Consider the following 23,496-nt stretch of genomic DNA (forward strand, 5'->3'; position numbering starts at 1 on the left):
TTGGTCCCGGCCGACACCCCACCCCGTCCCCGGCCCCTTGGGCGCGTTCCCGGGGCGGGTGCGGGGGCCTGAGTGGGGCACTGGCCGGGGCTGCGTTCGTGGGGGGCCTTGGCGCGCGCCGACACATCACGTTGTGGTGCCTGACGACACCTCGCCCCGTCCCCGGCCCCTTGGGCGGGTTCCCGGGGCGGGTGCGGGGGCCTGAGTGGGGCACTGGCCGGGGCTGCGTCGGTGGGGGCGCGCCGACGCATGACGTTTTGGTGCCTGACGACATCTCGCCCGGGCGCGCTCATGCGGAGGGGGGTGGGTAGGGGCCCGGGTCAGAAGCCGGTGGGGCCCATCACGATGACCGGTTTTGCCGACGGGTCGAGGGTCGTGAGGAGGGTCTGCATCGCGTCCTTCGGGATGCCGACGCAGCCCTGCGACGGGCCGTCGTGGTCCACGTGCAGCCAGATGTTGCCGCCCTTGCCCTCGCCGTCCGGCTTCGCCGGGTCCAGCGGGGACACGCCCTGCTTGCGGTTGAAGTCGATCGCCACGACGTAGTCGAAGGAACCCGCCAGGGACTCGCCGTTCACGCCCCGGCCCGTGGCGACGAACGCGGGGTCCCGGTCGTACGGCAGCCGCGTGCCGGGCGGGGCGGGCAGCAGGCCGCCCGCGTCGGTGAGGGAGAACACGCCCTGCGGGGACGTCAGGTCCCCGTACGTCCGCTCGGTGGACCAGCCCTTGGCGCCGTTGCGGCCCGCCCACTGCGCGGACCGCTTCCAGTCCTCGCCCGCCGCGGGCCGCGTGTACAGGGCGACGTCGGACTCCGAGGAGTCCTTGGCCCTACCCGTCACCAGCACCAGTTGCCGGGAGTCCGCCGGGATACGGGCTCGCGTCTCCGCGCTGATGCCCGGCAGCCCCTGGTAGGGGTCCGTGCGCTGCACGGTGCGCGCCGCCCGGTCCGCGGTCTGCGGGCGCGCGTCCGAGCGGGTCTGCGGCACCGGCGCGCCGGGCGGCTCGTGCAGTGCGTACAGCCAGCCGGCCCCGAAGACCAACAGTCCCAGGAACGCGGCAACGGTGACGGCCCGCTGCGGTCGACCGGCGGAGGACGAACGCGAACGGGTGCGGGAGCGGGCTCGGGCGTGCTTGCTCATTCAACCGACCGTACATCAGGTGATCTTCGGTCCCGCCGAACGCCCGCCCTCCCCGGCCCTGGTGCCGCCGGAAAGCGGACCCGTACCGTCAGCCCGCCGTCCGGCTCCGGATTGGCCTCCGCGAGCAGTTGCGCACCGTGCGCCCGCGCGATCGAGGCGACGATCGACAGGCCCAGGCCGGCGCCCTCACCAGCGGTGTGACGCCGTTCGGCCCTCCGACGGAACGGCTCCAGCAGCCGCGGGACGTCCGCCGGCGCGATCTGCGGACCGGTGTTGGACACCGTCAACACCCCGTCGGAGGAGGTCGCCACGCGCACCCGGCCGCCCGCCCGGTTGTGACGTACTGCATTCGCGAGGAGGTTCCGCACCAGGTGCCCGAGCAGCGTCCCGTCGCCACTGACGGTGAGCGCCGCGAGGTCCCGCACGACAGTCGGGGCCTCCCCCGGCGCGGTGGTCGGCCCGTCGGACGGGAACACCGCGGCGAGTTCCGTTTCCGCCAGCGCCGCCAGGTCCACCGGCTCCACCGTCTCCAGGCCCTCCTCGGAGACCGCCAACAGCAGCAGCGACTCGATCAGGTGCTCGCTGGAGTCGGCCACCGCGATGAGCCGCTCCCGGATCCGGGCCACCTTCTGCGGGTCCGGGTCCCCCGCCAGCCCGATCTCGGCGGCGGCCCGTTGCACCGCGACGGGGGTGCGCAGCTCGTGCGCGGCGTTCGCGGCGAACCGGCGCTGGGCGGTGACCAGGCCCTCCATCCGGTCGAGCATCCCGTCGAACGTGTCCGCCAGCCGCTTCAACTCGCCCGGCGGACCCTGCAGGGCGATCCGCTCGTGCAGGTTCGCCCCCGACAACCGGCGCGCCTTCTCCGTGATCACGCCGACCGGGCGCAGCACCCGGCCCGCCATCCACCAGGCCAGCCACACCGACAGCACCGCGAACAGGGCCAACGCGACGAGGGACACCACCGTCAGCTCGTGCAGCGCGGCCTGTTCGGCGGCGCGGGACACGTTCTTCGTCGCCGCCCACTGCGCGAGCTGCGCCTCGGACGGGGCGACACCGGGCGGCAGCTTCTGCGCCGGTACGAAGACCTTCTCGCCCGGGACGGGGTCGCGGCCGTCGACGGGGAGGCCGGGCATCACCGTGGTGACGGCCCCGCTGACCCGCGACCCGAGCCCCTTGCGCAGCAGGACGTTGACGAGCGCGACCAGGCCGCCGCCCGCGAGGACCAGCAGCGTGCCGTACAGCGCGGTGAGACGGGCGCGCTCGGAATGGAGCACCGCTCTCATCGCGGACCGGTGATCCGGTAGCCCGCGCCCGGGACCGTCTCGATCAGCGGCGGCTCGCCCAGTTTGGCGCGCAACTTGCTGAGCGTGACCCGAACCGCGTTCGTGCTGTAGCCCGTGCCCTCCTCCCACACCCGCTCGATCAGGTCGTCGCTGCTCAGCACCGCGCCCTCGGCGCGCAGCAGCGCCTCCAGCACCGCGAACTCCTTGCGCGAGAGCGGCAGCCGGTGCCCGTCGCGGCCGGCGGAGCGGCGGGCCGTGTCCAGGGCGAGTCCGGCCCGTTCCAGGACCGGCGGCAGCGCCGGCCGTGCGCGCCGGCCGAGGGCCAGGACCCGGGCGAGGAGCTCGTCGTAGGCGAACGGCTTGGTGAGGTAGTCGTCGGCGCCGAGGCCCAGGCCATCCACGCGGTCGCGGACGGTACCCGAGGCCGTCAGCATCAGGACCCGCGTCAGCAGCCGCTCGCGCACCACCTGACGGCAGACCTCGTCGCCGTGCAGACCGGGCAGGTCACGGTCCAGGACGAGGACGTCGTAGTCCCCCAGCCGCAGGCGGCTCAACGCCTCCAGTCCGTCGGCCGCCTCGTCGACGGCCAGCGCGTCACGGCGCAACCCCTCGGCGATCATCTCCCGCAGGAACGCCTCGTCCTCCACCACCAGAACTCGCATGCCGTCCTCTCTACAGGAGGAGAACATTTCGCCGTTGTAAGCGGACTGCGAGAGGGAAGCGAAACCTCTCTTTCCCGCACGCTCGGGCCCATGAAGCGATCCCTGACCATGACCACGGCCGCCGCGCTGACCGGCCTGACCCTCCTCGTCACCGCCTGCACGAACGGTGCGGCGTCCGGCGGGAGCGACGGCAAGGACGGCGACGGCAAGGGCAGCTCCGCGAGCGGCGGCGGCAACGGCGGAGCCGACGCGGACGCGGCCGTGAAGATGCGCCAGTGCCTGCGCGAGCACGGGATGGACGCACCCGACCCCGAGCCCGGCCAGAATCCGAACGGCATGACCGTCGGCGGCGGCGCCGACCCGCAGAAGATGGAAGAGGCCATGAAGGCCTGCGGGATGAGCGCCCCAGGCGCCGGCAAGGAGCCGACGCAGGAGGAGAAGGACAAGGAACTGCGCTGGGTCCAGTGCATGCGCAAGAACGGCGTGGACCTCAAGGATCCCGAATACCTCCCCGGCGGCATGAAGTCGGGCATCGAGATCCCCAAGGGACAGGAGAAGGCCTTCGAGGAGGCCCAGAAGAAGTGCGAAGCGGCCTGATGGCCCGGCGCGGCACATGGCTGATGGGGACCCTGGCGGTGGTCCTCGCCGTCTCGGGCGGCGGGTACGTCGTTCTGGCCCAGCCCCCGCGGGACGGCCAACGGCAGGAACACGCCGACGGTCTCCCCCCGGCCACCGCACCGGTGCAGCGCGGCGACCTCGGCGCGGGCCTCCAGGTGGAGGGCACCCTCGGCTACGCGCAGGAACGCAAGCTGGGCGCGCCCGCCCCCGGCGTCCTCACCTGGACCGCCCCCGAGGGCTCGGCGGTCGAGCGCGACGCGAAGCTGTTCGAGATCAACGGGAAACCGGTGCGGCTGATGTACGGGTCCACGCCCATGTACCGGCCCTTGAAGGCGGGTGACCGGGGCGATGACGTCAAACAACTCAAGCGGAACCTGATCGCCCTCGGCTGGGGAACGGGTCTCGACGCCTCGGACGCCACCTTCACCACGGGGACGACGGCCGCGGTGAAACGCTGGCAGAAGGCCCACAAGGTGTCGGAGACCGGGGAGGTCGCGAAGGAGGACATCGCTTTCGCGACCGGCCCCCAGCGCATCAAGCGGAACGACTCGGCGGTCGGCGACGAACCCGGACCGGGCAAGCCGGTGCTCACCGTGACCGGGACCGAGCGGATCGCCCGCCTCCAGCTGGAGGCGGCGAAGGCGGAAGCGGCGCGGACCGGCGACAAGGTGACCGTGCGGCTGCCCGGAGGGGCCACCGCCACCGGGAAGATCGACTCCGTCGGCGGTACCGCCGGCGCGGACGACCCGACCGGCGGCGCGGGCTCCGGCGGCGGTGGCGGCGGCGGCGACAAGAAGCCCAAGGTCGAGGTGACCGTCGTCTTCGACAACCCCGGCGACGTCAAGGGCCCCGACCAGTCCCCCGTCTCGGTGCGGCTCACCGGCGAGACCCGCAAGGGCGTGCTGTCCGTACCGGTCAACGCCCTGCTGGCCCTGCCGGGCGGTGGTTTCGGCGTCCAGGTCGTCGAGGACGGCCGGACCCGCGACGTCAAGGTCGAGCTCGGCATGTTCGGCAACGGCCGCGTCGAGGTGACCGGCGACGCCCTCAAGGAGGGCATGCAGGTGGGGGTGCCGAAGCTGTGAGCCGGCACGTACCCGAGCCCCTGACGGAGCACATGGCGGAGCAGCCGGGGGAACACCCGACCGCGCGGACCGCGGAACTCCGCTCCCACCCCGTCGTCGAACTGGCCGGGGTGACCAAGGAGTACCCCGGCGGGGTCACCGCCCTGCGCGGCATCGACCTGACGGTCCTGAACGGTGAACTCCTGGCCCTCGTCGGCCCGTCCGGCTCCGGCAAGTCCACCCTGCTGCACATCGTCGGCACCCTGGACCGGCCCACCGCCGGCCGCGTCGCCATCGCCGGCCACGACGTCGCGGCCCTGTCCGACCGGGCCCTGTCGGCGCTGCGCTCGCGCCACGTCGGGTTCGTCTTCCAGTCCTTCCACCTCGTACCGGGCCTCAGCGCCCTCGCGAACGTCGCCGAGGGGCTGCTCTACTCCGGGCTCTCCCGCGCCGAACGCGGCCGGCGCGCCGCGGCCGCCCTGGAGCGGGTCGGCCTCGGTGACCGTACGGACCACCGCCCGCACGAACTGTCGGGCGGACAGAAACAGCGCGTCGCCATCGCCCGGGCGGTGGCGGGCCGACCGGACCTGCTGCTCGCCGACGAACCGACCGGCGCCCTGGACACGGCGTCCGGCCGGTCGGTGATGGAGCTGCTGCGCGAACTGAACGAGGACGGGGCCACCATCGCCGTGATCACCCACGACAACGAGATCGCGGCGAGCCTGCCCCGCCAGGTCCGCATCCGGGACGGCGAGGTCGTCGCCGACCTGCGGAACCCGTCCGGGACGGGGGCCGCCTGATGGGTTCCCGTACGAGGACCCGCGCATCCCGGCGCGCACGGCTCACCCCGCCCCGACTCACCCCGCGCGACGTCCTGCACGCGGGCTCCGCGGGGCTGCGCTCCCGGCCCGTGCGGGTGTTCCTGTCGGCGCTCGGCATCGCGATCGGCATCGCGACGATGATCGCCGTGGTCGGGATCTCCTCGTCCAGCCAGGCCAAGCTGCTCCGCGAACTCGACAAGCTGGGCACGAACATGCTCGTCGCGACCCCGGGACAGGGCATGTTCACGGGGCAGGACACCACGCTCCCCCAGGACGCCCCCGCCATGATCGGCCGCATCGAGGGAGTCCTGTCGGTCGGGACGACCGGTGACGTGGCGCAGTCCGTCCGCCGGTCGGAGAACATCCCGGCCACGGAGACGGGCGGCATCGCGGTCAAGGCCGCCAAGGACGACCTGCTCGGCACCCTGCGGGCCCGCACGGCGCGCGGTGCCTGGCTGAACGGCGCGACCGGGCGCTACCCGGCGGTGGTCCTCGGGCACATCGCGGCCCGGCGGCTGGGCATCACCGAGCCGGGGCAGCAGGTCTTCATCGGCGGGCGCCACTTCACGGTGACCGGCATCCTGGCACCGGTGCCGCTCGCCCCGGAGATCGAACGCTCGGCCCTGGTCGGCTGGACGGCGGCCGAGGAGTTCCTCGGCTTCGACGGCAACCCGACGGCGGTCTACGAACGCTCGGCGGACGACCGGGTGGCGCAGGTCCGCGAGCTCATCGCCCGGACGGCGAACCCGAAGACCCCGAGCGCGGTGTCGGTGACCGACCCGTCGGCCGCGCTCCAGGCGAAGGCCGCCACCGAGGGCGCCTTCAGCACCCTCCTCCTCGGCCTGGGCGGGATCGCCCTCCTGGTGGGCGGGGTCGGCGTGGCCAACACCATGATCATCTCGGTGTTGGAGCGCCGCCACGAGATCGGCCTGCGCCGCTCGCTCGGCGCCACGAAGGGGCAGATCCGGATCCAGTTCGTCACCGAGTCGCTGCTCCTGTCCGGCCTCGGGGGCCTGGCCGGCATCGCCCTGGGCGGAGCCGCCACGGCGGTCTACGCCCGCGTGGGCGACCTCCCCTGGGTGGTGCCCCTCTGGGCCGTGACGGGCGGCTTCGCCGCCACCCTGGCCATCGGCACCCTGGCCGGCCTGTACCCGGCGGTCCGCGCGGCCCGCCTCTCACCGACCCTGGCGTTGCAGGCCGGGTAGGGGGTGGGGGACGCCCTCGATCCGGGTCGGGGCCGGATCGGGGGCTGCCCGCCCACCCCGGACCCCGCCCACCCCACCTCGCACGCCCCTCCCTCCTCCCGACCCCCCGGACGTACGCTGAAGCGATGAGAACTCCACGTCGGGCAGCCCGCATTGTCGTCCTCTCCCCCAGCGGGTCGGTGTTCCTGTTCCGGGAGAACAACGTCGAGGTCGGCATCCACTGGTTGCCGCCGGGCGGGGGGATCGATCCCGGCGAGACGCCCGAGGACTGCGTGCGGCGCGAGTTGCGCGAGGAGACCGGGTGGACGGATCTGGAGCCGGAGCGGCTGCTGTGCACGTGGGAGCACGACTTCACCCACCAGGGCATTCCGGTCCGCCAGCACGAGTACATCTACGTCACCACCGGCCCGGCCCGCGAACCCGTCCTCGAAGCCCCCGACATCCACTGGCAGTGGGTCCCCCGGGAGCGGCTCGCCGTCCTCGGCGAGCCGCTCTGGCCGCCGCGCCTGCCGGACCTGTTGTCGGGCCGGGTCGTGGAGCCCGTCCACCTGGGGCTGCTGGCCTGAGCGGCGGCGCCCACAGACGCCCGGCCGTACCGGTACGGGGTCGCGTCGGGGGTCGGCCGGGGTGGCCGGACCGGTTCCGGGGGCCGATCGGTACGGCGGGACGGGAGGGCCTGCGGCTCGGGGCGGGTCGGCGCGCCGGGGCGGGTCAGCGGCTCGCGGTGGCCTTCTCGTACAGCCGGGCGGCGTAGTCGCCGAGGACCGTGCTGGTCGAGACGTCGTCGGTGTCGCCGCCCGTCAGGATGCCGATGATCTTGCTGTCGCGGCTGATCCAGGCGCTGCCGCTCGTGCCGCCCGGGAAGTCGGCGCAGTCGAAGCGCTGTTCGGTCGGGCTCAGTCGGACGGAGGTCGACGTGCAGGTGCGGGGCACCTTGCGGTCGGACGGGTAGCCCGTCACCGTGACCTCCTCGCCGGCACGGCCCGAGGTGTCCAGGGCCGCGGCGCCGGTGACGTCCTCGATGGCACGTCCCTTGTCGTCGGGGGCGAGGCGGGCGAAGGCGAGGTCGTAGTCGTCGTCCGTCTCCTCCGCCCAGCGGTCGTCCTCGAAGACCTCCTCGATCTTCCAGGTGCCGTACGGGGCGACGCCGTTCGCGTACGCGGGTGCGAAGACGGCGCCTCCCGCGCTGTCGCGTTGCTTGCCCGCGAGGAGGCAGTGTCCGGCGGTGACGATCAGGTTCCTGCCGGGGCTCCGGACCACCGTCGCGGTGCAGAAGTGTTGGCCGTCCAGGCCGCCGGTGAACAGGGCGCCGGTGTAGGCGGCGGGTCCGCCGGGCTGCGGGGTCACCGCCGGCGGAAGCTGCTCCGACAGCAACGGCTTCGACGCCTGCGATCGCGCCGGGGCGGTCGGTGTGCCGGAGGGCGCACCCGAAGGTGCGGCCGTCGTCCCGGCCCGCGCGGTCGCGGTCGCCTCGGGCGGGGGTGCCAGCTCGGCCACCGCCGCGGAGGCGCCCAGCGCCGCCAAGGCGCACAGCACCGCCGTCACCAAGGTCCGCTTGTCCACCGCCACGATCCCAGCCCCTCCCGCTCCGCCCCGGCGAAGCATGCCCCGCGGGCGGCCCGGGGTGCAAGATCGGAGGTCCGCGGGCGGCGCGTTCCCGACGTCGGGGCCGGAACGGCACCTCGGGACGGCCGGCCCGCCGCGTCGGCGGGGACCATCCGCGCACCGGCCGGGCGGGGAGCGCCACGACCTTGCCGCTCCCCGCCGGGGCCGGCCGCTCCGCACGTGCCCGGCTCCGACGAACGCCCCTTCCGGCCGGTTCGCCCCCTACGCCCCCGGGCCCGCCCACAGCCCTTCCGGGGTCAGGCCCAGGAGGTCGATGGCGTTGCCCCGGACGATGCGGTCCACGACGTCCGGCGCGAGGTGACCCATCTGTGCTTCGCCGACCTCGCGGGACTTGGGCCAGGTGGAGTCCGAGTGCGGGTAGTCGGTCTCGTAGAGGACGTTGCCGACGCCGATGGAGTCGAGGTTCTTCAGGCCGAACGCGTCGTCGAAGAAGCAGCCGTGGACGTGCTCGGCGAAGAGTTCGGACGGCGGGCGCAGCACCTTGTCGGCGACTCCGCCCCAGCCGCGGTTCTCCTCCCACACGACGTTCGCGCGTTCCAGGATGTAGGGGATCCAGCCGATCTGACCCTCGGCGTACATGATCCTGAGGTTGGGGAAGCGTTCGAACTTGCCGCTCATCAGCCAGTCGACCATCGAGAAGCAGCAGTTGGCGAAGGTGATGGTGGAGCCGACGGCGGGTGGCGCGTCCGCCGAGGTGGACGGCATCCGCGAGGAGGAGCCGATGTGCATGGCGATGACCGTGCCGGTCTCGTTGCACGCTTCGAGGAACGGGTCCCAGTCGTCGGTGTGGACGGACGGGAGGCCCAGGTGCGGGGGTATCTCGGAGAAGGCGACGGCGCGCACGCCGCGGGCCGCGTTGCGGCGGACCTCGGCGGCGGCGAGGCGGGCGTCCCACAGCGGGACGAGGGTCAGGGGGATCAGCCGGCCCCGGGCCTCGGGGCCGCACCACTCCTCCACCATCCAGTCGTTGTAGGCCCGTACGCCGAGGAGGCCCAGCTCACGGTCCTTGGCCTCGGTGAAGGTCTGGCCGCAGAAGCGGGGGAAGGTGGGGAAGCAGAGGGCGGACTGGACGTGGTTGACGTCCATGTCCGCGAGGCGTTCGGGAACCGAGAAGGAGCCCGGGCGCATCTGGTCGTAGGTGATGACTTCCAGTTTGATCTCGTCACGGTCGTACCCGACGGCGGTGTCGAGGCGGGTGAGCGGCCGGTGCAGATCCTCGTACACCCACCAGTCGCCGACGGGGCCGTCGTCGCCGGGGGCTCCCATGACGGGCGCGAACTTGCCGCCGAGGAAGGTCATTTCCTTGAGGGGGGCGCGGACGATCCGGGGGCCGATGTCCCGGTACTTGGACGGGAGCCTGTCCCGCCAGACGTGCGGGGGCTCCACCGTGTGGTCGTCCACCGAGATGATCTTCGGGAAGGTCTCCATACCCCACACCGTAGCGCCGATCTGACGAACCGTCAGCTAGTTGGTGGCGGATCGGTCCTCGGCGGACTGACGTGTACGCGCAAGACAGGGCAGACTGGCCCTCAAACGACGGAAGGCAGGGGGGACGACCGATGGAGGGCATACCGGCCATCCCGAACCAGCGGAACCACCCCGAGGCAGCCCGGACGGCCTCCGGCCCGGCCGGCACCACACCGTCCGACACCGGCCCGTCCGCCACCGGATCCGACTCCGCCCCGGCCGGCGCCACCCGGGCCACCGGCATCCCTCGGGCCGCGAGCGCCGCCCGGTCCGCAGGCTCCGCCCGATCCGCCGCCCCGGCCCCTTCCACAGACCGCACCCACGACGACGCCCCCGCTCCCGGGGACGACCGCTTCGCCGTCCTCGGCCCCGTCCGGGCCTGGCGCGGCGGCGAGGCGCTGCCCTCCGGCAGCCCGCAGCAGCGGGCCCTGCTCGCCGCGCTGCTGCTCCGCGACGGCCGCACCGCCACCGCGCCCGAGCTGATCGACGCCATCTGGGGCGAGGACCCGCCGCAGCAGGCCCTCGCCACCATCCGCACCTACGCCTCCCGCCTGCGCAAGGTCCTCGACCCCGGGCTGCTCGTCACCGACGCCGGCGGCTACGCGATCCGGCTCCGCCACCCCGAGGCCCTCGACCTCGGCATCGCCCGCGACCTCGCCGCCGAGGCCGACCGGGCCCGCTGCGCCGGGAACCGCGCCCTCGCCCTGACCCTGCTCGGCCGCGCCCTGGACCTGTGGGACGGAGAACCCCTCGCCGGGGTCCCCGGCCCGCACGCCGAGACCGAACGGACCCGGCTCGCCGAGTGGCGCCTCCAACTGCTGGAGGCCCGCCTCGACCTCGACCTGGAGGTCGGCCACCACGCCGAGGCCGTCTCCGAGCTCACCGCCCTCACCGCGGCGCACCCCCTGCGGGAGCGGCTGCGCGAGCTGCTGATGCTCGCCCTCTACCGCAGCGGGCGACAGGCCGAGGCCCTGGCCGTCTACGCCGACACGCGCCGGCTCCTGTCCGACGAACTCGGCGTCGATCCCCGCCCCGAGCTCGCCGCCCTCCAGCAGCGGATCCTGCGCGCGGACACCGAGCTGGCACGCGCCGAGGACCCGGCCCCGGCCGCCGCCCCCGTCGCCGTACGTCCGGCACAACTGCCCGCCACCGTGCCCGACTTCACGGGTCGGGCATCCTTCGTCAGCGAGCTCGGACACATCCTCGCCGGCGCCGGGGGCCAGGTCATGGCCGTGTCCGCGCTGGCCGGGATAGGAGGCGTCGGCAAGACCACGCTCGCCGTGCACGTCGCACACGCCGCCCGGCCGTACTTCCCCGACGGCCAGCTCTACATCGACCTCCAGGGCACCGATCCCCGGCCCGTCGAACCGGAAGCCGTCCTCGGCTGCTTCCTGCGCTCGCTCGGCGCCCCCGACAGTTCCATCCCCGACTCCCCCGCCGAACGGGCCGCGCTCTACCGCTCCCTCCTCGACGGGCGCCGCGTCCTGGTGCTGCTCGACAACGCCCGCGACGCCGCCCAGGTCCGCCCGCTGCTGCCGGGCACCGCCGGTTGCGCCGCCCTCGTCACCAGCCGGGTCCGGATGTCGGGCCTCGCCGGGGCGCACCTCGTCGACCTCGACGTGATGAACCCCGAGGAGGCGTTACAACTGTTCACCCGGATCGTGGGCGGCGAACGGGTCGGAGCCGAACGCCAGGCCGCCCTCGACGTCGTCTGCGCCTGCGGGTTCCTGCCGCTCGCCATCCGCATCGCCGCCTCGCGGCTCGCGGCCCGCCGCACCTGGACCGTTTCCGTCCTCGCCGCCAAACTCGCCGACGAACGCCGCCGCCTCGACGAACTCCAGGCCGGGGACCTCGCCGTCAAAGCCACCTTCGAGCTCGGCTACGGCCAACTCGAACCCGCCCAGCAGCGCGCCTTCCGCCTGCTCGGCCTCGCCGACGGCCCCGACATCTCCCTGCGCGCCGCTGCCGCCGTGCTCGACCTGCCCGAGCACGACACCGAGGACCTCCTGGAGGCCCTGGTCGACTGCTCCCTGCTGGAGTCCGCCGCGCCGGGCCGCTACCGCTTCCACGACCTCGTACGCCTCTACGCACGCGCCTGCGCCGACCGCGACGAGCAGCCGCCGGGCGGCCGCGACGCCGCCCTCGACCGGCTCCTCGACTTCTACCTGGCCACCGCCTCCCGGGTGTACGCGCTGGAACGCCCCGGCGACCGGCTGCCGGCCCACCTGTCCGCGACCCGCCATCCCGGCCTCGTCCTGACGGAACCGGCCGCCGCCCTGGACTGGCTGTTCGCCGAGGCGGGCCCGCTGCTGGCCTGCGTGCGCCAAGCCGCCGTACGGGCCGGCGCGGGGAACGACGGCGCGCGGGCGGACGGCGCCGACGGCGAGGGGAGCCTCGACGACGGGCGGGCCGACGCCCTGCGCCGCGCCGTGGACCTGCTGTGGGCGGCCAAGGACCTCGCCGAGGCGGGTGCGAACACCAAGCAGTACGAGTCGGCGGCACTGACCCTGCGCGAGGCCGCCCGGACGACGAAGGACCCGCGGGCCGAGGGGCGCGCGCGCACCACCCTCACCATGGTCCACCTGTTCGCGGGCCGGTTCGCGGAGGCCGACGACGAGGCCCGGCAGGCCATGGACCTGGCCCGCGAGGCCGAGGACCCGCTGCCGAACTGCTGGGCGCCCAACGACCGCGGGATCATCGCGCTCTACCAGGGGCGGTACGCCGACGGCGAGCGCTACCTGTTGGAGGCCATCCAGAACTTCCGGGCCGACGGGAACCGCGTGGGCGAGGCCAGCGCCCTGTGCAACCTCTCCCGCATCCACGTCGGGCTGGGACGGCTGTCCAGCGCCATCGACCTGGCCCAGCAGGGCATCGCCGTCTACGACCGGATGGGCCTGACCCTGCGCCTGGCCAACGGCCGCTACGCGCTGGGCATCGCGCTCACCCAGGCGGGCCGGCTGACCGAGGCCCTGTCGCAGCTCGGTGAGGCCCTGTCGTTGTTCCACGAGAACCGGCAGCCGTTGTGGGAGGGCGTGACCCACTTCCGGCTCGCCGAGGCCCACCTGGCCGCGCAGCGGCCCACCCTGGCGGCCAAGCACGCGGAGCAGGCCATCGCCCTGCGCGGGATCGGTGGCGAATGGCGCCGGGCGACGGTGCTGACCGTCCTGGGGAAGGCGCTGCGGTCCCTCGGTCAGGCCGACCGGGCACGCGCGTGCTGGCGGGACGCGGAGACCGTCTTCGCCCAGCTCGGCTCCGCCGAACTGGCCGAAGTCCGCGCGTTGTTGGCGACCGAGTTCGCCGCCTGAACGGCGCCGACCAGGGGTCTTCGCCGGATGGACGCGGCGTTCATCGTTCGTTTATCGCCGTCCGGCACGATGGGGTTCATCGACCCGGAGCGCCGGGGGGGGCACCCGGGTCGACGTTGGAGGACCACCCGTTCGGCGGCCACGGGGGAATCGCCGAACGGGCCCGACCCACCATCAGGAGACCCGATGACGACGAACGAGAACGCTTCGCCGCTCGACGATGACATCAGACCGCTCGACAACCACGCCTCGGGCATCGGCAGCAAGCCGCCGGCCCCGCCGGTGGAACCGCCGGCGGAACCGCCGCTCGAAGCCCGGGGCGAGGCGGCCGGCGAGGAGATCGTGACGCTGGACAACCACGCGTCCGGCACACGCCCGTAGCGGTACCGCTACGGGGCACGACCGCACGACGTACGGGGGAAACGTACGGGGGGCGTGCGGGCCCGATCCCACGGGGGACGTGGGGGGCGTACGGGGGAAAACGTACGGGGGCGCGATACGGGGGAACGGCGGCCGCGGTGGCCAGGAGGGGGACCACCGCGGCCGTCGCACGTCCACGCCCGGACACGGACACGGTGACTAGGGTGGGGGCGTGTTCACCTCACAGGGCCCGAGCCTGGGCGAACTGGCCGTGCAGGCCCTCTCCTCCGTCGAGCGCGGCTACGACCTCCTCGCGCCCAAGTTCGACGGGACCCCCTTCCGCACCCCCGACCGGATGCTCGACGCCGTCGAGGAGGCCCTCACACAGCACGAGGCCGCCTTCGGCTCCGGGCTGGACGTGTGCTGCGGCACCGGCGCCGGCCTGCCGATGCTGCGCCGGCTGTGCCGGGACCGGGTCACGGGTGTCGACCTCAGCGCGGGCATGCTGGCCGCGGCCGCGCGGGCCCACCCCGAGGGGGTGGACCTCGTAAGGGCGGACGCGCTGGCGCTGCCCCACACGCTCGACGACTCCTACGACCTCGCGGTGAGCTTCGGCGCCTTCGGCCACTTCCTGCCGGCCGAGCGGCCCGCCCTGTTCGCCGGCGTGCACCGCGCCCTGCGTCCCGGCGGCCTCTTCGCCTTCCCGATCGGCGCGCCGATCCCGCCGGGCTCCCCGGCGTGGTGGGCGGTCACCGGCTTCGACGCGGTGATGCGGGTGCGCAACGCCGTGTGGCGGCCGGCGTTCGTCATGTACTACCGCACGTTCCCGTTCGGGCCGGTCCGCGCGGACCTGACGGCGGCCGGCTTCACCGTGGACACGGTCCCGCTGGAGCACTTCGGGCGGCGGCCCGACGGCAGCCCGCGCTGGCGCCTGGTGCTGGCCCGGCGGGCCGTCGGCCCGGCCGCCTGATCAGCCGATCGGGTCGAAGGTGAGCCGCACCCGCTCCTGGTCGCTGACGTCGCTGCCGGTGCGCAGCCGGGCCCGGTCGTTGTCGGACAGGGCCCGCCCGTAGATCCGTACGTCGTCCAGGGCGCCCGCGTAGAAGGCCTTCTGGTCGGGCTGCGTGCCGAGGTGGATGGTGAAGGCGCCGGCGGGCCGGAAGTCGAGCCGGCCGGCGGGTTGTTCGGTGACGGCGGGGGTCTCGTCGTCGACGGACAGCCGGAGCCGGCCGCCTTCCCGCTGGAAGACGACGTGGTGCCAGGTGTCGTCGTCGACGGCTTCGCGGGAGGTCACGGTGACGGGTCCGAGCCCGCCGTTGACGGTGCCTTCGAGGCGGCCGGTCCCGGGGTCGGCCTCGATGCGGAACTGTTTGGCGGCGGGGCCCTGGCCGTATCCCCACATGAGGGGCAGGCGGGCGCCGCTCTCCCGGTCCTGACCCCGGGTCTTGTACTTCACCCAGGTGGCGACGGCGAAGTCCCCTTCTCCCAGGCGTAGTTCGTCGGGGCAGTCGATCAGGCGGAGGAAGTCGTCCTTGCCGTCGAAACGCATGGTCCTCCCGCCGTCGGGCCGGTTGCCGGGGCGCGGGCCGCCGTGCACGACGGCGTGGTTGCGGTACGGGGTGGCGTCGGGGGTGAGGCGCGGGGTCAGGTCCTCGGTGGCGGCGGCCAGCGCGTGCGGGGTGAAGGCGGTGAACTTGACGTAGCCGTGGGGGGTGCCGTTCGCGGTCTCGTAGAGCATGCCGATCTCGCCGGTGGGCAGCACGGCCATGTCGGAGTAGCCGGCCCGTTCGCGCAGGACGACGGCGCCGCCGGTGGACCAGGTGCGGCCCTGGTCGGTCGAGGTGCGGACGGCGAGGGTCCAGCGGTCGGAGAACTCGGCGCCGGGGCGGCTGGGCGCCGACAGCAGCAGGGGACCACCGGGGAGTTGGAGGAGGGAGCCGGAGGCGGGCGGGGCGGTGAGGCCGGCGACGGGGGTGAAGCCGGGGGCGGGGAACTCGGCCGCGGAGGCGTCGTCGACGAGCGCGGACACGCGGTGGTCCGGGGTGCCGCAGGTGGCGGTGGAGCGGGCGTTGACGTAGATCCGGCCGTCGGGGAGCTGGGTGAGGGCGGGTTCGTTGGGTGCGGGGGTGCCCTCGGGGGCGCCCCAGCGGGCGCCGGGCAGCCAGCTGAGGCCGCCGTCGTCGCTGTAGAGGAGCTGGGCGCCGGATTCGTGGGACTCGGTGCGGTAGTCGGCGGTGACGACCATGCGGCCGGGCCGGTCGGGGGCGGTGGGGGTGAGTTGGATGCCGTGGCCCGGGCCGACGGAGATCCACGCCCAGTCGGGGGCCTTGAGGTGGGGCTGCGGGTTCGGGTCGGCGCTCCAGTGCGCGCCGTCGTCCTCGCTGTGGGTCAGCCGCAGTTCGCGCGGGCCCCGGACGCGGTTGCCCGTGTCGTCGTACGCCCAGGTGCTGTAGGCGTGCAGCAGGGAGATCCGGCCGGAGGCGGAGTCCACGACGGGGACGGGGTTCCCGTGGGCGCCGGGGTCCCCCGCGCCTCGGATGACCTCCATGGGGCCCCAGGTGCGGCCGTGGTCCGTGGAGCGCTTCATGACGAGGTCGATGTCGCCGACGTCGTCGCAGCCGGCGGTGCGGGCCTCGGCGATGGCGAGCAGCGCGCCGGCCCGGGTGGTGGTGAGGGTGGGGATGCGGTAGCAGTCGTAGCCCTCGGTGAAGGCGCTGAAGGGCGCGGAGAGGGCGGCGGTCAGGCCGGCGCCCCGCCGTCCGCCGGGCCCGTCGTCCGCCGCGCCGTCGGGGGGCGATGCGGGCAGCAGGGCGGCGGCCGCGACGGCCAGCGCCGTGGCCGCCGCGGCACCGATCGCGATCCGGACGCGGGACGCGAGGAGGAACCGTACGGCTGTTTGGTGCGAGCTCACCCGTGCAGGCTAACGCGGGTGGCGGGCGGGGTCGGTCAGACGTGCTGCGCGCGGGCTCGGAGCTGGGCCTTCAGTACCTTGCCACCGGCGTTGCGCGGGAGTTCGGTGACGAACTCCACCGCCCGGGGGACCTTGTAGTTCGCCATCTCCCGGCGGGACCAGGCGATGAGGTCCTCGGCGGTGAGGGTGGAGCCGGGGCGCCTGACGGCGTACGCCTTGCCGACCTCGCCGAGCCGGGCGTCGGGTACGCCGATCACGGCGATGTCGGCGATGTCGGGGTGCAGGCCGAGGAGTTGTTCGATCTCGGCGGGGTAGGCGTTGAACCCGCCGACGATGAACATGTCCTTGATCCGGTCGGTGATGCGCAGGTTGCCCTCGGCGTCCAGTACCCCCACGTCACCGGTGCGCAGCCAGCCTTCGGGGGTGATGGCGCGGGCGGTGCCCTCGGGGTCCTCGAAGTAGCCGCGCATGACGTGGTGGCCGCGCACCCACACCTCGCCGGCCGTGCCCGCCGGTTCGGGGTCCCCCGTCGGTCCGACGACCCGCAGTTCGGTGCCGGGGATGGCCCGGCCCGAGGTCGCGGAGACGATGTCGGGGCGGTCGCCGCGGCGGCACATGGTGACGATGCCGCTCGCCTCGGAGAGTCCGTAGGCGGTCAGGACGGTGGCGATGCGCAGTTCGGCGCGGAGCCGCTCGACGAGTTGCAGCGGGACGACGGCCGCGCCGGTGACGACCAGTCGCAGGGCGGACAGGTCGTGCTTCTCGCGCTGCGGGTGGTCGAGCAGCGACTGGTGGAGGGTGGGCGGGCCGGGGAGGACGGAGATCCGTTCGGCGGCGACGTTGGCGAGGACGGTGTCCACGCTGAAGACGGGCTGCGGGACCATCGTGGCGCCGCGCATCAGGCAGGCGATGATCCCGGCCTTGTAGCCGAAGGTGTGGAAGAAGGGGTTCACGATGAGGTAGCGGTCGCCCTCGCGCAGTCCGGCGAGTTCGCTCCACACGTCGTAGCAGCGCAGGGTCTGGGCGTGGGTGATGACGGCGCCCTTGGGGCTGCCGGTGGTGCCGGAGGTGAAGATGATGTCGGAGGGGGTGTCGGGGCGCAGGGAGGCGGCGCGCTCGCGCACCCGGTCGCCGGGTACGGCGTCGCCGGCGGTCAGGAAGTCCTTCCAGGTGCGGAAGGACTCGGGGGCGTCCTCGGCGAGGACGACGACCTGTTCCAGGTGGGGCAGCCCGGGCAGCGGTCCGCTGCCCGGGCCTTCGGCGGCGGCGCGGCGCAGGGAGGCCACGTAGGAGGTGCCGAGGAAGGTGCCGGTGACGAACAGCAGGCGGGCGCGGCTGCGCCGCAGGACGTAGGCGGCCTCGGCGCCCTTGAAGCGGGTGTTGAGCGGGACGAGGACCGCGCCGGCGGAGACCGCCCCGAGGGCGGAGACGATCCACTCCAGGGTGTTGGGTGCCCAGACGGCGACCCGGTCGCCGGGCTCGATCCCGGCGGCCAGGCAGGCGGCGGCGGCGCGTTCGACGCGTTCGCCGAGCTGGGCGTAGGTGATGCGGACGCGGCCGTCGACGACGGCCTCGTGGTCGGCGTACCGGGTGGCGGCGTCGCGCACGAGCCCGGCGACGCTGCCCCAGCGCAGGTCGCCGCGGCCGTGGAGGGCGTCCTCGGGTGCGTGGGGACCGCCGGTGGGACCGGTGCCGGAACCGCCGGTGGGACCGCTCCCGGGGGTGCTCGCGGAGGACCTCGTCGGGCTCGTGGCCGAGCCCTCCGCACCGGCCCCGACCCCGCTCCCGGAACCGTTCGCGCCCATGACCTCGTGTCCGCCCTCGACCATCGCCCGCCCCTCCTCGCGACCCCATAGCTGACTATCCGTCAGATTAGCTGTAGCCTTCGCGGCTGTCAGTACTGGTGCACCCCCCGGAGGTGGCGATGGCGGCAACGCTCAAGGACGCTACGGCAATCGTCGGCATCGGCCAGACCGCCTTTGCCAAACGACTGCCGAGCACCGAAAAGGAACTGGCCTGCCGGGCCATCCTGGCGGCACTCGCCGACGCCGGCATAGCCCCCGGCGAGGTCGACGCGTTCGCCTCCTACACGATGGAGGAGACCGACGAGGTCGAGGTCGCCAAGGCCATCGGCGCGGGCGACGTCACCTTCTTCTCCAAGGTCGGCTACGGCGGCGGCGGCTCCTGCGCCACCGTCGGGCACCTCGCCGCCGCGGTCGCCACCGGCCAGGCCTCCGTCGGAGTCGCCTGGCGCTCCCGCAAACGCGGCTCCGGCCCCCGCCCCTGGAAGAACACCGCCGTCCAACTGCCCACCCCCGGCCAGTGGACCCGCCCCTTCGGACTGCTCCGGCCGGCCGACGAGATCGGCATGCTGGCCCGCCGCTACATGCACGAGTACGGCGCCACCCGCGAACACCTCTTCAACGTCGCGATGGCCTGCCGCAACCGGGCCAACGAGAACCCGGCCGCCATGATGTACGAGCGCCCCCTGACCCGCGAGATGTACATGACGTCCCGCATGATCAGCGACCCGCTCTGCCTCTTCGACAACTGCCTGGAGACCGACGGGGCCCTGGCCTGCGTGATCGTCTCCGCCGAACGTGCCCGCGACTGCCGCCAGAAGCCCGTCTACGTGCACTCCGTCGCCCAGGGCCTGCCCGCCCAGCACCACGGAATGGTCAACTACTGGAACGACGACCCGCTGACCGGCCCCGCCTGGACCGCCGCCCGACACCTGTGGAAGCAGGCCGACTTCGGCCCGCAGGACGTGGACGTCGCGCAGATCTACGACGCCTTCACCCCCCTGATCCCGCTCTCCCTGGAGGGCTACGGCTTCTGCGGGCGCGGCGAGGGCGCCGCCTTCACCGAGGGCGGCGCCCTGGAGATGGGCGGCCGGCTACCGATCAACACCGGCGGCGGTGGCCTCTCGGAGGCCTACGTGCACGGCTTCAACCTGATCAACGAGGGCGTCAAGCAACTGCGCGGGATCTCGACCGCACAGGTGCCGGACGCCGCGACCTGCCTGGTGACCGCCGGCGAGGGCGTCCCCACGTCCGCGGTCCTGCTGCGAGCCTGAGGAGCCGACGATGACCTCCGCCAGCCCTGCCGAAGACCTCCTCCTGCCCGTCCCCGACGAGGACGGCGCCCCCTTCTGGGAGTACGCCGCCCGCGGCGAACTCCGCGTCCAGGCCTGCGCCGCCTGCGGCCGGCTGCGGTTCCCGCCGCGCCCCTGCTGCCCGCACTGCCAGTCCTTCGACAGCGAGTGGCGCCGGCTGAGCGGGCGGGGCCGGATCTGGTCCTGGGTACGGCCCCACCCGCCACTGCTGCCCGCGTACGCCGCCCAGGCCCCGTACAACGTCATCCTCGTCGAGCTCGTCGAGGACCCCCGGATCCGGCTGGCCGGGAACCTGGTCACCGCCGCCGACGCCCCCCTCGACTCCGTGGACCCCGCGCGGCTGCGCATCGGGGCCCGCGTCCAGGTGGTGTTCACGGAGACGGGCGGGATGAGCGTGCCGCGCTGGATCCTGGAGAAGCCGTGACGCCCCGGGTGGAGCGGGACGGGGACACCGGGGTCGCCGTCGTCACCCTCGACCGGGAGCACCGGCACAACGCGGTCGACCTGGAGACCGCCGCGGCGCTGACGGCGCTGTGGCGGGAGTTCCGCCACGACGAGAAGGTCCGGGCGGTGGTGCTGACCGGCGCGGGCAGCGCCGCGTTCTGCACGGGCATCGACCGCTCCGCCGCGGTGCCGCAGCCCGCGTCCCCGTACTCGGTCGACGATCCGCTGCTCGCGATCGGCCCCAAGACCTGCGACCTGTGGAAACCGGTCGTGGCCGCCGTCAACGGCATGGCCTGCGGCGGCGCCTTCTACCTGCTCGGCGAATGCGAGTTCGTCGTCTCCGCCACCACCGCCACCTACTTCGACCCGCACACCTCGTACGGGATGGTCAGCGCCTACGAGGCCGTCTACATGGCCCAGCGGATGCCCTTCGGGGAGGTCGCCCGGATGTCCCTGATGGGGACGGCGGAACGGCTCTCCGCGCGACGGGCCTACGAGATCGGCCTGGTCTCGGAACTGGCGGAGCCGGACGAACTGCTCGGGGCGGCCCTGCGGTCGGCACGGACCCTGGCCGGATTCCCGACGGAGGCCGTCCAGGGCACCGTACGGGCCCTGTGGTCGGCGAAGCGGGCCGCGCTCCAGCAGGCCCTGGACCAGGCCCCGGCCCTGATCGGCCTGGGCAACCTGCCACCGGAGCGGCAGGCGGAACTCTTCGGAGCCCGGCGGCCGGGAGCGGAGTTCCGCCTGCGCTGATCAGCTGCGGCTGCGCGGCTTGGTGGGCTTGGTGGGCTTGGTGGGCGGCTTGGTGCGCTGCTTGCTGCCGTCCGTGTCGTCCGTGGGCGTGGCCGTGGGCGACGGGGATGCGGACCGGGCGGCCTCGACCACCGAGGTGATCCGGCAGTCCTTCACCTCGGCGGCCCGCCGCGCGGCGGTCAGGGCGATCACCAGGGTGCCGGTGCGGCGGGCCTCCAGGGTCACGGTGGCGCGGGCCGTCTCGACGAGCGCGCCCGCGGCGCCCTCACGGTTCAGGGTCACCTCGAACGTGGCCGTACGGTCCAGCCGGGAGGTGACCTCGACGGTCGTGGCCGGCTCGCCCGCGCCGACGCAGGTCTTCACCACGGCCGTCGCCGGAGCCCCCACCGGGGACGACGACGCCGTCGGGCTGCTCCCGCCGCCACCGCCGACACCGCTGTGGCTCTTCTTGCTCCCGGTCCTGCTCTTGGTCGTGCTCTTGGAACTGGAGCAGCCGCCCCCGCCGCCGCTGCTCTTGCTCTTTCCGCTGCTCCCGCTGCCGCTGCCACCGCTCGACGAGAATCCCGTGAGCGCCAGGACCACCGCCGCGAGCACCGCGGCGAGCCTGATGCGGCCGCGCCTTCCGTTCACCATCGTGCGAACCCCTCCCCGTAGGACGGCGTGACGCTACCAGCCGCCTGCCGACGGGCCGCCCGACGTATCGGCATTCGCCACCCCGCGGCCGGAACGCCCCCCTCCGTTCTCTCCGCCACCAGCGAAGACTCCCCGGGAGCCGGTCCACGGTCGACGAAACCGTGGTTGCATCCCGGGACCGAACCCGGCGGCCGGCCGCATTACCCCCGCGTCCCTTCGGTGAGCACCGACCCACCACAAGGAGCACGGCACCAGTGCGCACCATCGCCACCGAGATCGTCATCGACGCGACGCCCGAAGAAGTCTGGGCGACCCTGACCGACCTGCCCCGCTACTGCACCTGGAACCCGTTCATCCGCCAGGCGTTGGGCGAAACCGTCCCGGGCGCGCGGCTGGACCTGACGATGTACTCGCAGTCGGGGAAGCCGACGGTCTTCCACCCGACCGTCCTCGTGGTCAACCCGTCCGTCGAGTTCCGTTGGAAGGGCCGGTTCCTCGTCCGCGGTCTGTTCGACGGCGAGCACTACTTCCGGCTCTCCGAGGGCCCGGGCCGCACCACGCGCCTGGAGCACGGCGAGCGCTTCGGCGGCCTGCTCGTCCCCTTCCTCGGCAAGCTGCTGGCCGGCACCGCCCGCAACTTCACCGCGATGAACGAAGCCCTGCGCATCCGCGTCGAATCGGCCCGTACGAGGTCCTGACGCCCGCCGGGCCCGCGCACGCGGGCCCCCGAGACCTCCGGCCCCCGCCTGCCCCGTCCGGCGTGCGGGGGCCGGGACCCAGCAGTAGCGTTGCCGATCACGACCCCTACCCGGAAGGCCGGGCATGATCCGCAACGTCCTCGGTTCGCTGATGGGTCTGGTCGGCGCGGCGGCCGCCCTGTGGAGCCCGTACCGCGCCTGGTACGAAGGCCGACGCGGCCGCGACTACCGCGTCGAGGAGCTGTTCGCCGGCTCGGGCGTCACCCCCGACGGGGCCGCGCTGCTGGGCTCCCTCATGCTGCCGTTCCTGTGCGCCGCCCTCCTCGCGCTCGGCGCGGCCGTGCTGCGTTCGCGGCTCCTGATGGCGCTCGCCGGGATCGTCGTCCTCGGCTTCGCGGTGCTGTGGATGGTCCGCCAGGGCCAGGCGGCCGGCAGCCTGTCGGTCGGCGGCGACGGTCAGGGCCTCGGGCCCGGCGTCGCCACCGCCTTCGCCGGCGGGGCGCTCATCCTGCTCGGGGCGTTCGTCATGCGCGGCCGACCCCGCCGCGATCGGCGCCCGCTGCCCCGCGACGCCGGTACGCCCGGCGCCGTCACGGGCTGGGAGGACCGGCCCGTCACTCCCCGGACCGAACCCTGGCACCCGGACGACCGCCCGCGGGACACCGGCCCGCAGGACCCGCGCCCCCAGTACCCGGGGCAGGCGCCCGGCCCGCACGACCCCGGCCCGCAGTACCCCGGGCAGGCGTCCGGCCCGTACGGTGCCGGCCCGCAGGACCCGGACCCGCGCGACCCCCGCGCGTAGGACGGCTCCCCGCCCCACCGGCCCCGGAAACGGCGGCGGCCCCGAACCCCCACGAAGGGGGCGGGGCCGACCGGCACGGTGTGGGATCAGGCGGAGGCGACGACGCCGGAGGCCGCGATCTCGACCTTGGCCTTGGGGGCGCCGGACTGGGAGCCCAGGGCCTCGATCTGGTCGACGAGCTCCTTGCCCTCGACGACCTCGCCGAAGACGACGTGCTTGCCGTCGAGCCACGAGGTGACGACGGTGGTGACGAAGAACTGCGAGCCGTTGGTGTTGCGGCCGGCGTTCGCCATCGACAGCAGGTACGGGCGGTCGTGCTTCAGGTCGAAGTTCTCGTCCGCGAACTTCTCGCCGAAGATGCTCTTGCCGCCGGTGCCGTTGTGGTTGGTGAAGTCACCGCCCTGCAGCATGAACTGCGGGATGATGCGGTGGAAGCCGGAGCCCGCGTAGCCGTAGCCGTTCTCGCCGGTGGCCAGCTCGCGGAAGTTCCTCGCGGTCTGCGGGACGACCTTGTCGAAGAGCTCGAAGACGATGCGGCCCGCGGGCTTGTCGTTGATGTTGATGTCGAAGTAAACGTTGCTCATGGGGTCCATCCT

Annotated in this window: 22 protein-coding genes; 13 read left to right on the forward strand and 9 right to left on the reverse strand. The window is 73.8% G+C overall.

Features of this window, described 5'->3' with window-relative positions; genetic code table 11:
* Positions 1-320 precede the first annotated feature (320 nt).
* From ACZ58N_RS33555 to ACZ58N_RS33565, 3 genes are read right to left on the reverse strand one after another with little or no spacing between them, the layout of a single operon-like run.
* Positions 321-1,136, reverse strand: coding sequence for a L,D-transpeptidase family protein (locus ACZ58N_RS33555; RefSeq protein ID WP_471167735.1), 816 nt, complete (start codon positions 1,134-1,136; stop codon positions 321-323).
* Positions 1,133-2,419 carry a sensor histidine kinase gene (locus ACZ58N_RS33560; RefSeq protein ID WP_471167738.1) on the reverse strand — a complete coding sequence of 429 codons (1,287 nt, stop codon included), beginning with the start codon at positions 2,417-2,419 and terminating at the stop codon, positions 1,133-1,135. Before ACZ58N_RS33560 ends, ACZ58N_RS33555 begins: the two co-directional genes overlap by 4 nt.
* Positions 2,416-3,081, reverse strand: coding sequence for a response regulator transcription factor (locus tag ACZ58N_RS33565; RefSeq protein ID WP_471167740.1), 666 nt, complete (start codon positions 3,079-3,081; stop codon positions 2,416-2,418). Before ACZ58N_RS33565 ends, ACZ58N_RS33560 begins: the two co-directional genes overlap by 4 nt.
* A 90-nt stretch (positions 3,082-3,171) precedes the next feature.
* Between ACZ58N_RS33565 and ACZ58N_RS33570 the strand changes: the two genes are divergently transcribed.
* From ACZ58N_RS33570 to ACZ58N_RS33590, 5 genes are all read left to right on the forward strand, one after another.
* On the forward strand, positions 3,172-3,678 hold the full coding sequence (locus ACZ58N_RS33570) for a hypothetical protein (RefSeq protein WP_471167742.1): 507 nt from the start codon (positions 3,172-3,174) through the stop codon (positions 3,676-3,678).
* Positions 3,663-4,781, forward strand: a complete 1,119-nt coding sequence (locus ACZ58N_RS33575; protein ID WP_471167744.1) for a peptidoglycan-binding protein — start codon at positions 3,663-3,665, stop codon at positions 4,779-4,781. Before ACZ58N_RS33570 ends, ACZ58N_RS33575 begins: the two co-directional genes overlap by 16 nt.
* 32 nt (positions 4,782-4,813) lie before the next feature.
* Positions 4,814-5,560 (forward strand): ABC transporter ATP-binding protein, encoded by a 747-nt coding sequence (locus tag ACZ58N_RS33580; protein ID WP_471167809.1) that lies wholly within the window; start codon positions 4,814-4,816, stop codon positions 5,558-5,560.
* Complete coding sequence (locus ACZ58N_RS33585; protein ID WP_471167747.1) at positions 5,560-6,786, forward strand: ABC transporter permease; 1,227 nt, start codon at positions 5,560-5,562, stop codon at positions 6,784-6,786. The genes ACZ58N_RS33580 and ACZ58N_RS33585 overlap by 1 nt, the downstream gene beginning before the upstream one ends.
* Before the next feature lie 125 nt (positions 6,787-6,911).
* Positions 6,912-7,352, forward strand: a complete 441-nt coding sequence (locus ACZ58N_RS33590; RefSeq protein WP_471167750.1) for an NUDIX hydrolase — start codon at positions 6,912-6,914, stop codon at positions 7,350-7,352.
* Between the two features lie 145 nt (positions 7,353-7,497).
* Here ACZ58N_RS33590 and ACZ58N_RS33595 read toward each other — a convergent pair whose 3' ends face one another.
* Positions 7,498-8,349 (reverse strand): trypsin-like serine peptidase, encoded by an 852-nt coding sequence (locus tag ACZ58N_RS33595; RefSeq protein WP_471167752.1) that lies wholly within the window; start codon positions 8,347-8,349, stop codon positions 7,498-7,500.
* A 264-nt stretch (positions 8,350-8,613) separates the two neighbouring features.
* A complete protein-coding gene (locus ACZ58N_RS33600; RefSeq protein ID WP_471167755.1) occupies positions 8,614-9,840 on the reverse strand; it encodes an amidohydrolase family protein in 1,227 nt (408 codons plus the stop codon).
* A gap of 131 nt (positions 9,841-9,971) precedes the next feature.
* Here ACZ58N_RS33600 and ACZ58N_RS33605 point away from each other — a divergent pair, with 131 nt between their 5' ends.
* From ACZ58N_RS33605 to ACZ58N_RS33615, 3 genes are all read left to right on the forward strand, one after another.
* Positions 9,972-13,184: an AfsR/SARP family transcriptional regulator gene (locus ACZ58N_RS33605; RefSeq protein ID WP_471167758.1), complete on the forward strand. Its 3,213-nt coding sequence runs from the start codon at positions 9,972-9,974 to the stop codon at positions 13,182-13,184.
* Between the two features lie 186 nt (positions 13,185-13,370).
* On the forward strand, positions 13,371-13,565 hold the full coding sequence (locus tag ACZ58N_RS33610) for a hypothetical protein (protein ID WP_471167761.1): 195 nt from the start codon (positions 13,371-13,373) through the stop codon (positions 13,563-13,565).
* A 211-nt stretch (positions 13,566-13,776) separates the two neighbouring features.
* Positions 13,777-14,514 carry a class I SAM-dependent methyltransferase gene (locus ACZ58N_RS33615; protein ID WP_471167763.1) on the forward strand — a complete coding sequence of 246 codons (738 nt, stop codon included), beginning with the start codon at positions 13,777-13,779 and terminating at the stop codon, positions 14,512-14,514.
* Here the strand turns inward: ACZ58N_RS33615 and ACZ58N_RS33620 are convergent, their stop codons facing one another.
* On the reverse strand, positions 14,515-16,455 hold the full coding sequence (locus tag ACZ58N_RS33620; RefSeq protein ID WP_471167766.1) for an exo-alpha-sialidase: 1,941 nt from the start codon (positions 16,453-16,455) through the stop codon (positions 14,515-14,517).
* Between the two features lie 35 nt (positions 16,456-16,490).
* On the reverse strand, positions 16,491-18,284 hold the full coding sequence (locus tag ACZ58N_RS33625; protein ID WP_471167769.1) for a FadD3 family acyl-CoA ligase: 1,794 nt from the start codon (positions 18,282-18,284) through the stop codon (positions 16,491-16,493).
* Between the two features lie 95 nt (positions 18,285-18,379).
* Between ACZ58N_RS33625 and ACZ58N_RS33630 the strand changes: the two genes are divergently transcribed.
* The 3 genes from ACZ58N_RS33630 to ACZ58N_RS33640 are packed head-to-tail and all read left to right on the forward strand — an operon-like array spanning position 18,380 to position 20,767.
* Complete coding sequence (locus ACZ58N_RS33630) at positions 18,380-19,531, forward strand: lipid-transfer protein (protein ID WP_389711350.1); 1,152 nt, start codon at positions 18,380-18,382, stop codon at positions 19,529-19,531.
* Positions 19,532-19,541: 10 nt separating this feature from the next.
* On the forward strand, positions 19,542-19,994 hold the full coding sequence (locus tag ACZ58N_RS33635) for a Zn-ribbon domain-containing OB-fold protein (RefSeq protein ID WP_471167772.1): 453 nt from the start codon (positions 19,542-19,544) through the stop codon (positions 19,992-19,994).
* Entirely contained in the window at positions 19,991-20,767 is a 777-nt protein-coding gene (locus tag ACZ58N_RS33640; RefSeq protein ID WP_471167775.1) for an enoyl-CoA hydratase/isomerase family protein, read from the forward strand. Before ACZ58N_RS33635 ends, ACZ58N_RS33640 begins: the two co-directional genes overlap by 4 nt.
* On the opposite strand, the gene ACZ58N_RS33645 is transcribed toward ACZ58N_RS33640, so the two are convergent.
* Positions 20,768-21,400, reverse strand: coding sequence for a hypothetical protein (locus tag ACZ58N_RS33645; protein ID WP_471167778.1), 633 nt, complete (start codon positions 21,398-21,400; stop codon positions 20,768-20,770).
* A gap of 254 nt (positions 21,401-21,654) precedes the next feature.
* Between ACZ58N_RS33645 and ACZ58N_RS33650 the strand changes: the two genes are divergently transcribed.
* Together ACZ58N_RS33650 and ACZ58N_RS33655 are read left to right on the forward strand one after the other, a co-directional pair.
* A complete protein-coding gene (locus tag ACZ58N_RS33650; RefSeq protein ID WP_471167780.1) occupies positions 21,655-22,098 on the forward strand; it encodes an SRPBCC family protein in 444 nt (147 codons plus the stop codon).
* Positions 22,099-22,222: 124 nt separating this feature from the next.
* Entirely contained in the window at positions 22,223-22,900 is a 678-nt protein-coding gene (locus ACZ58N_RS33655; protein WP_471167783.1) for a hypothetical protein, read from the forward strand.
* A gap of 86 nt (positions 22,901-22,986) precedes the next feature.
* Here the strand turns inward: ACZ58N_RS33655 and ACZ58N_RS33660 are convergent, their stop codons facing one another.
* Positions 22,987-23,484: a peptidylprolyl isomerase gene (locus ACZ58N_RS33660; RefSeq protein ID WP_471167785.1), complete on the reverse strand. Its 498-nt coding sequence runs from the start codon at positions 23,482-23,484 to the stop codon at positions 22,987-22,989.
* Between the last annotated feature and the right edge of the window lie 12 nt (positions 23,485-23,496).

Source organism: Streptomyces sp. NPDC040432 (assembly GCF_055595445.1).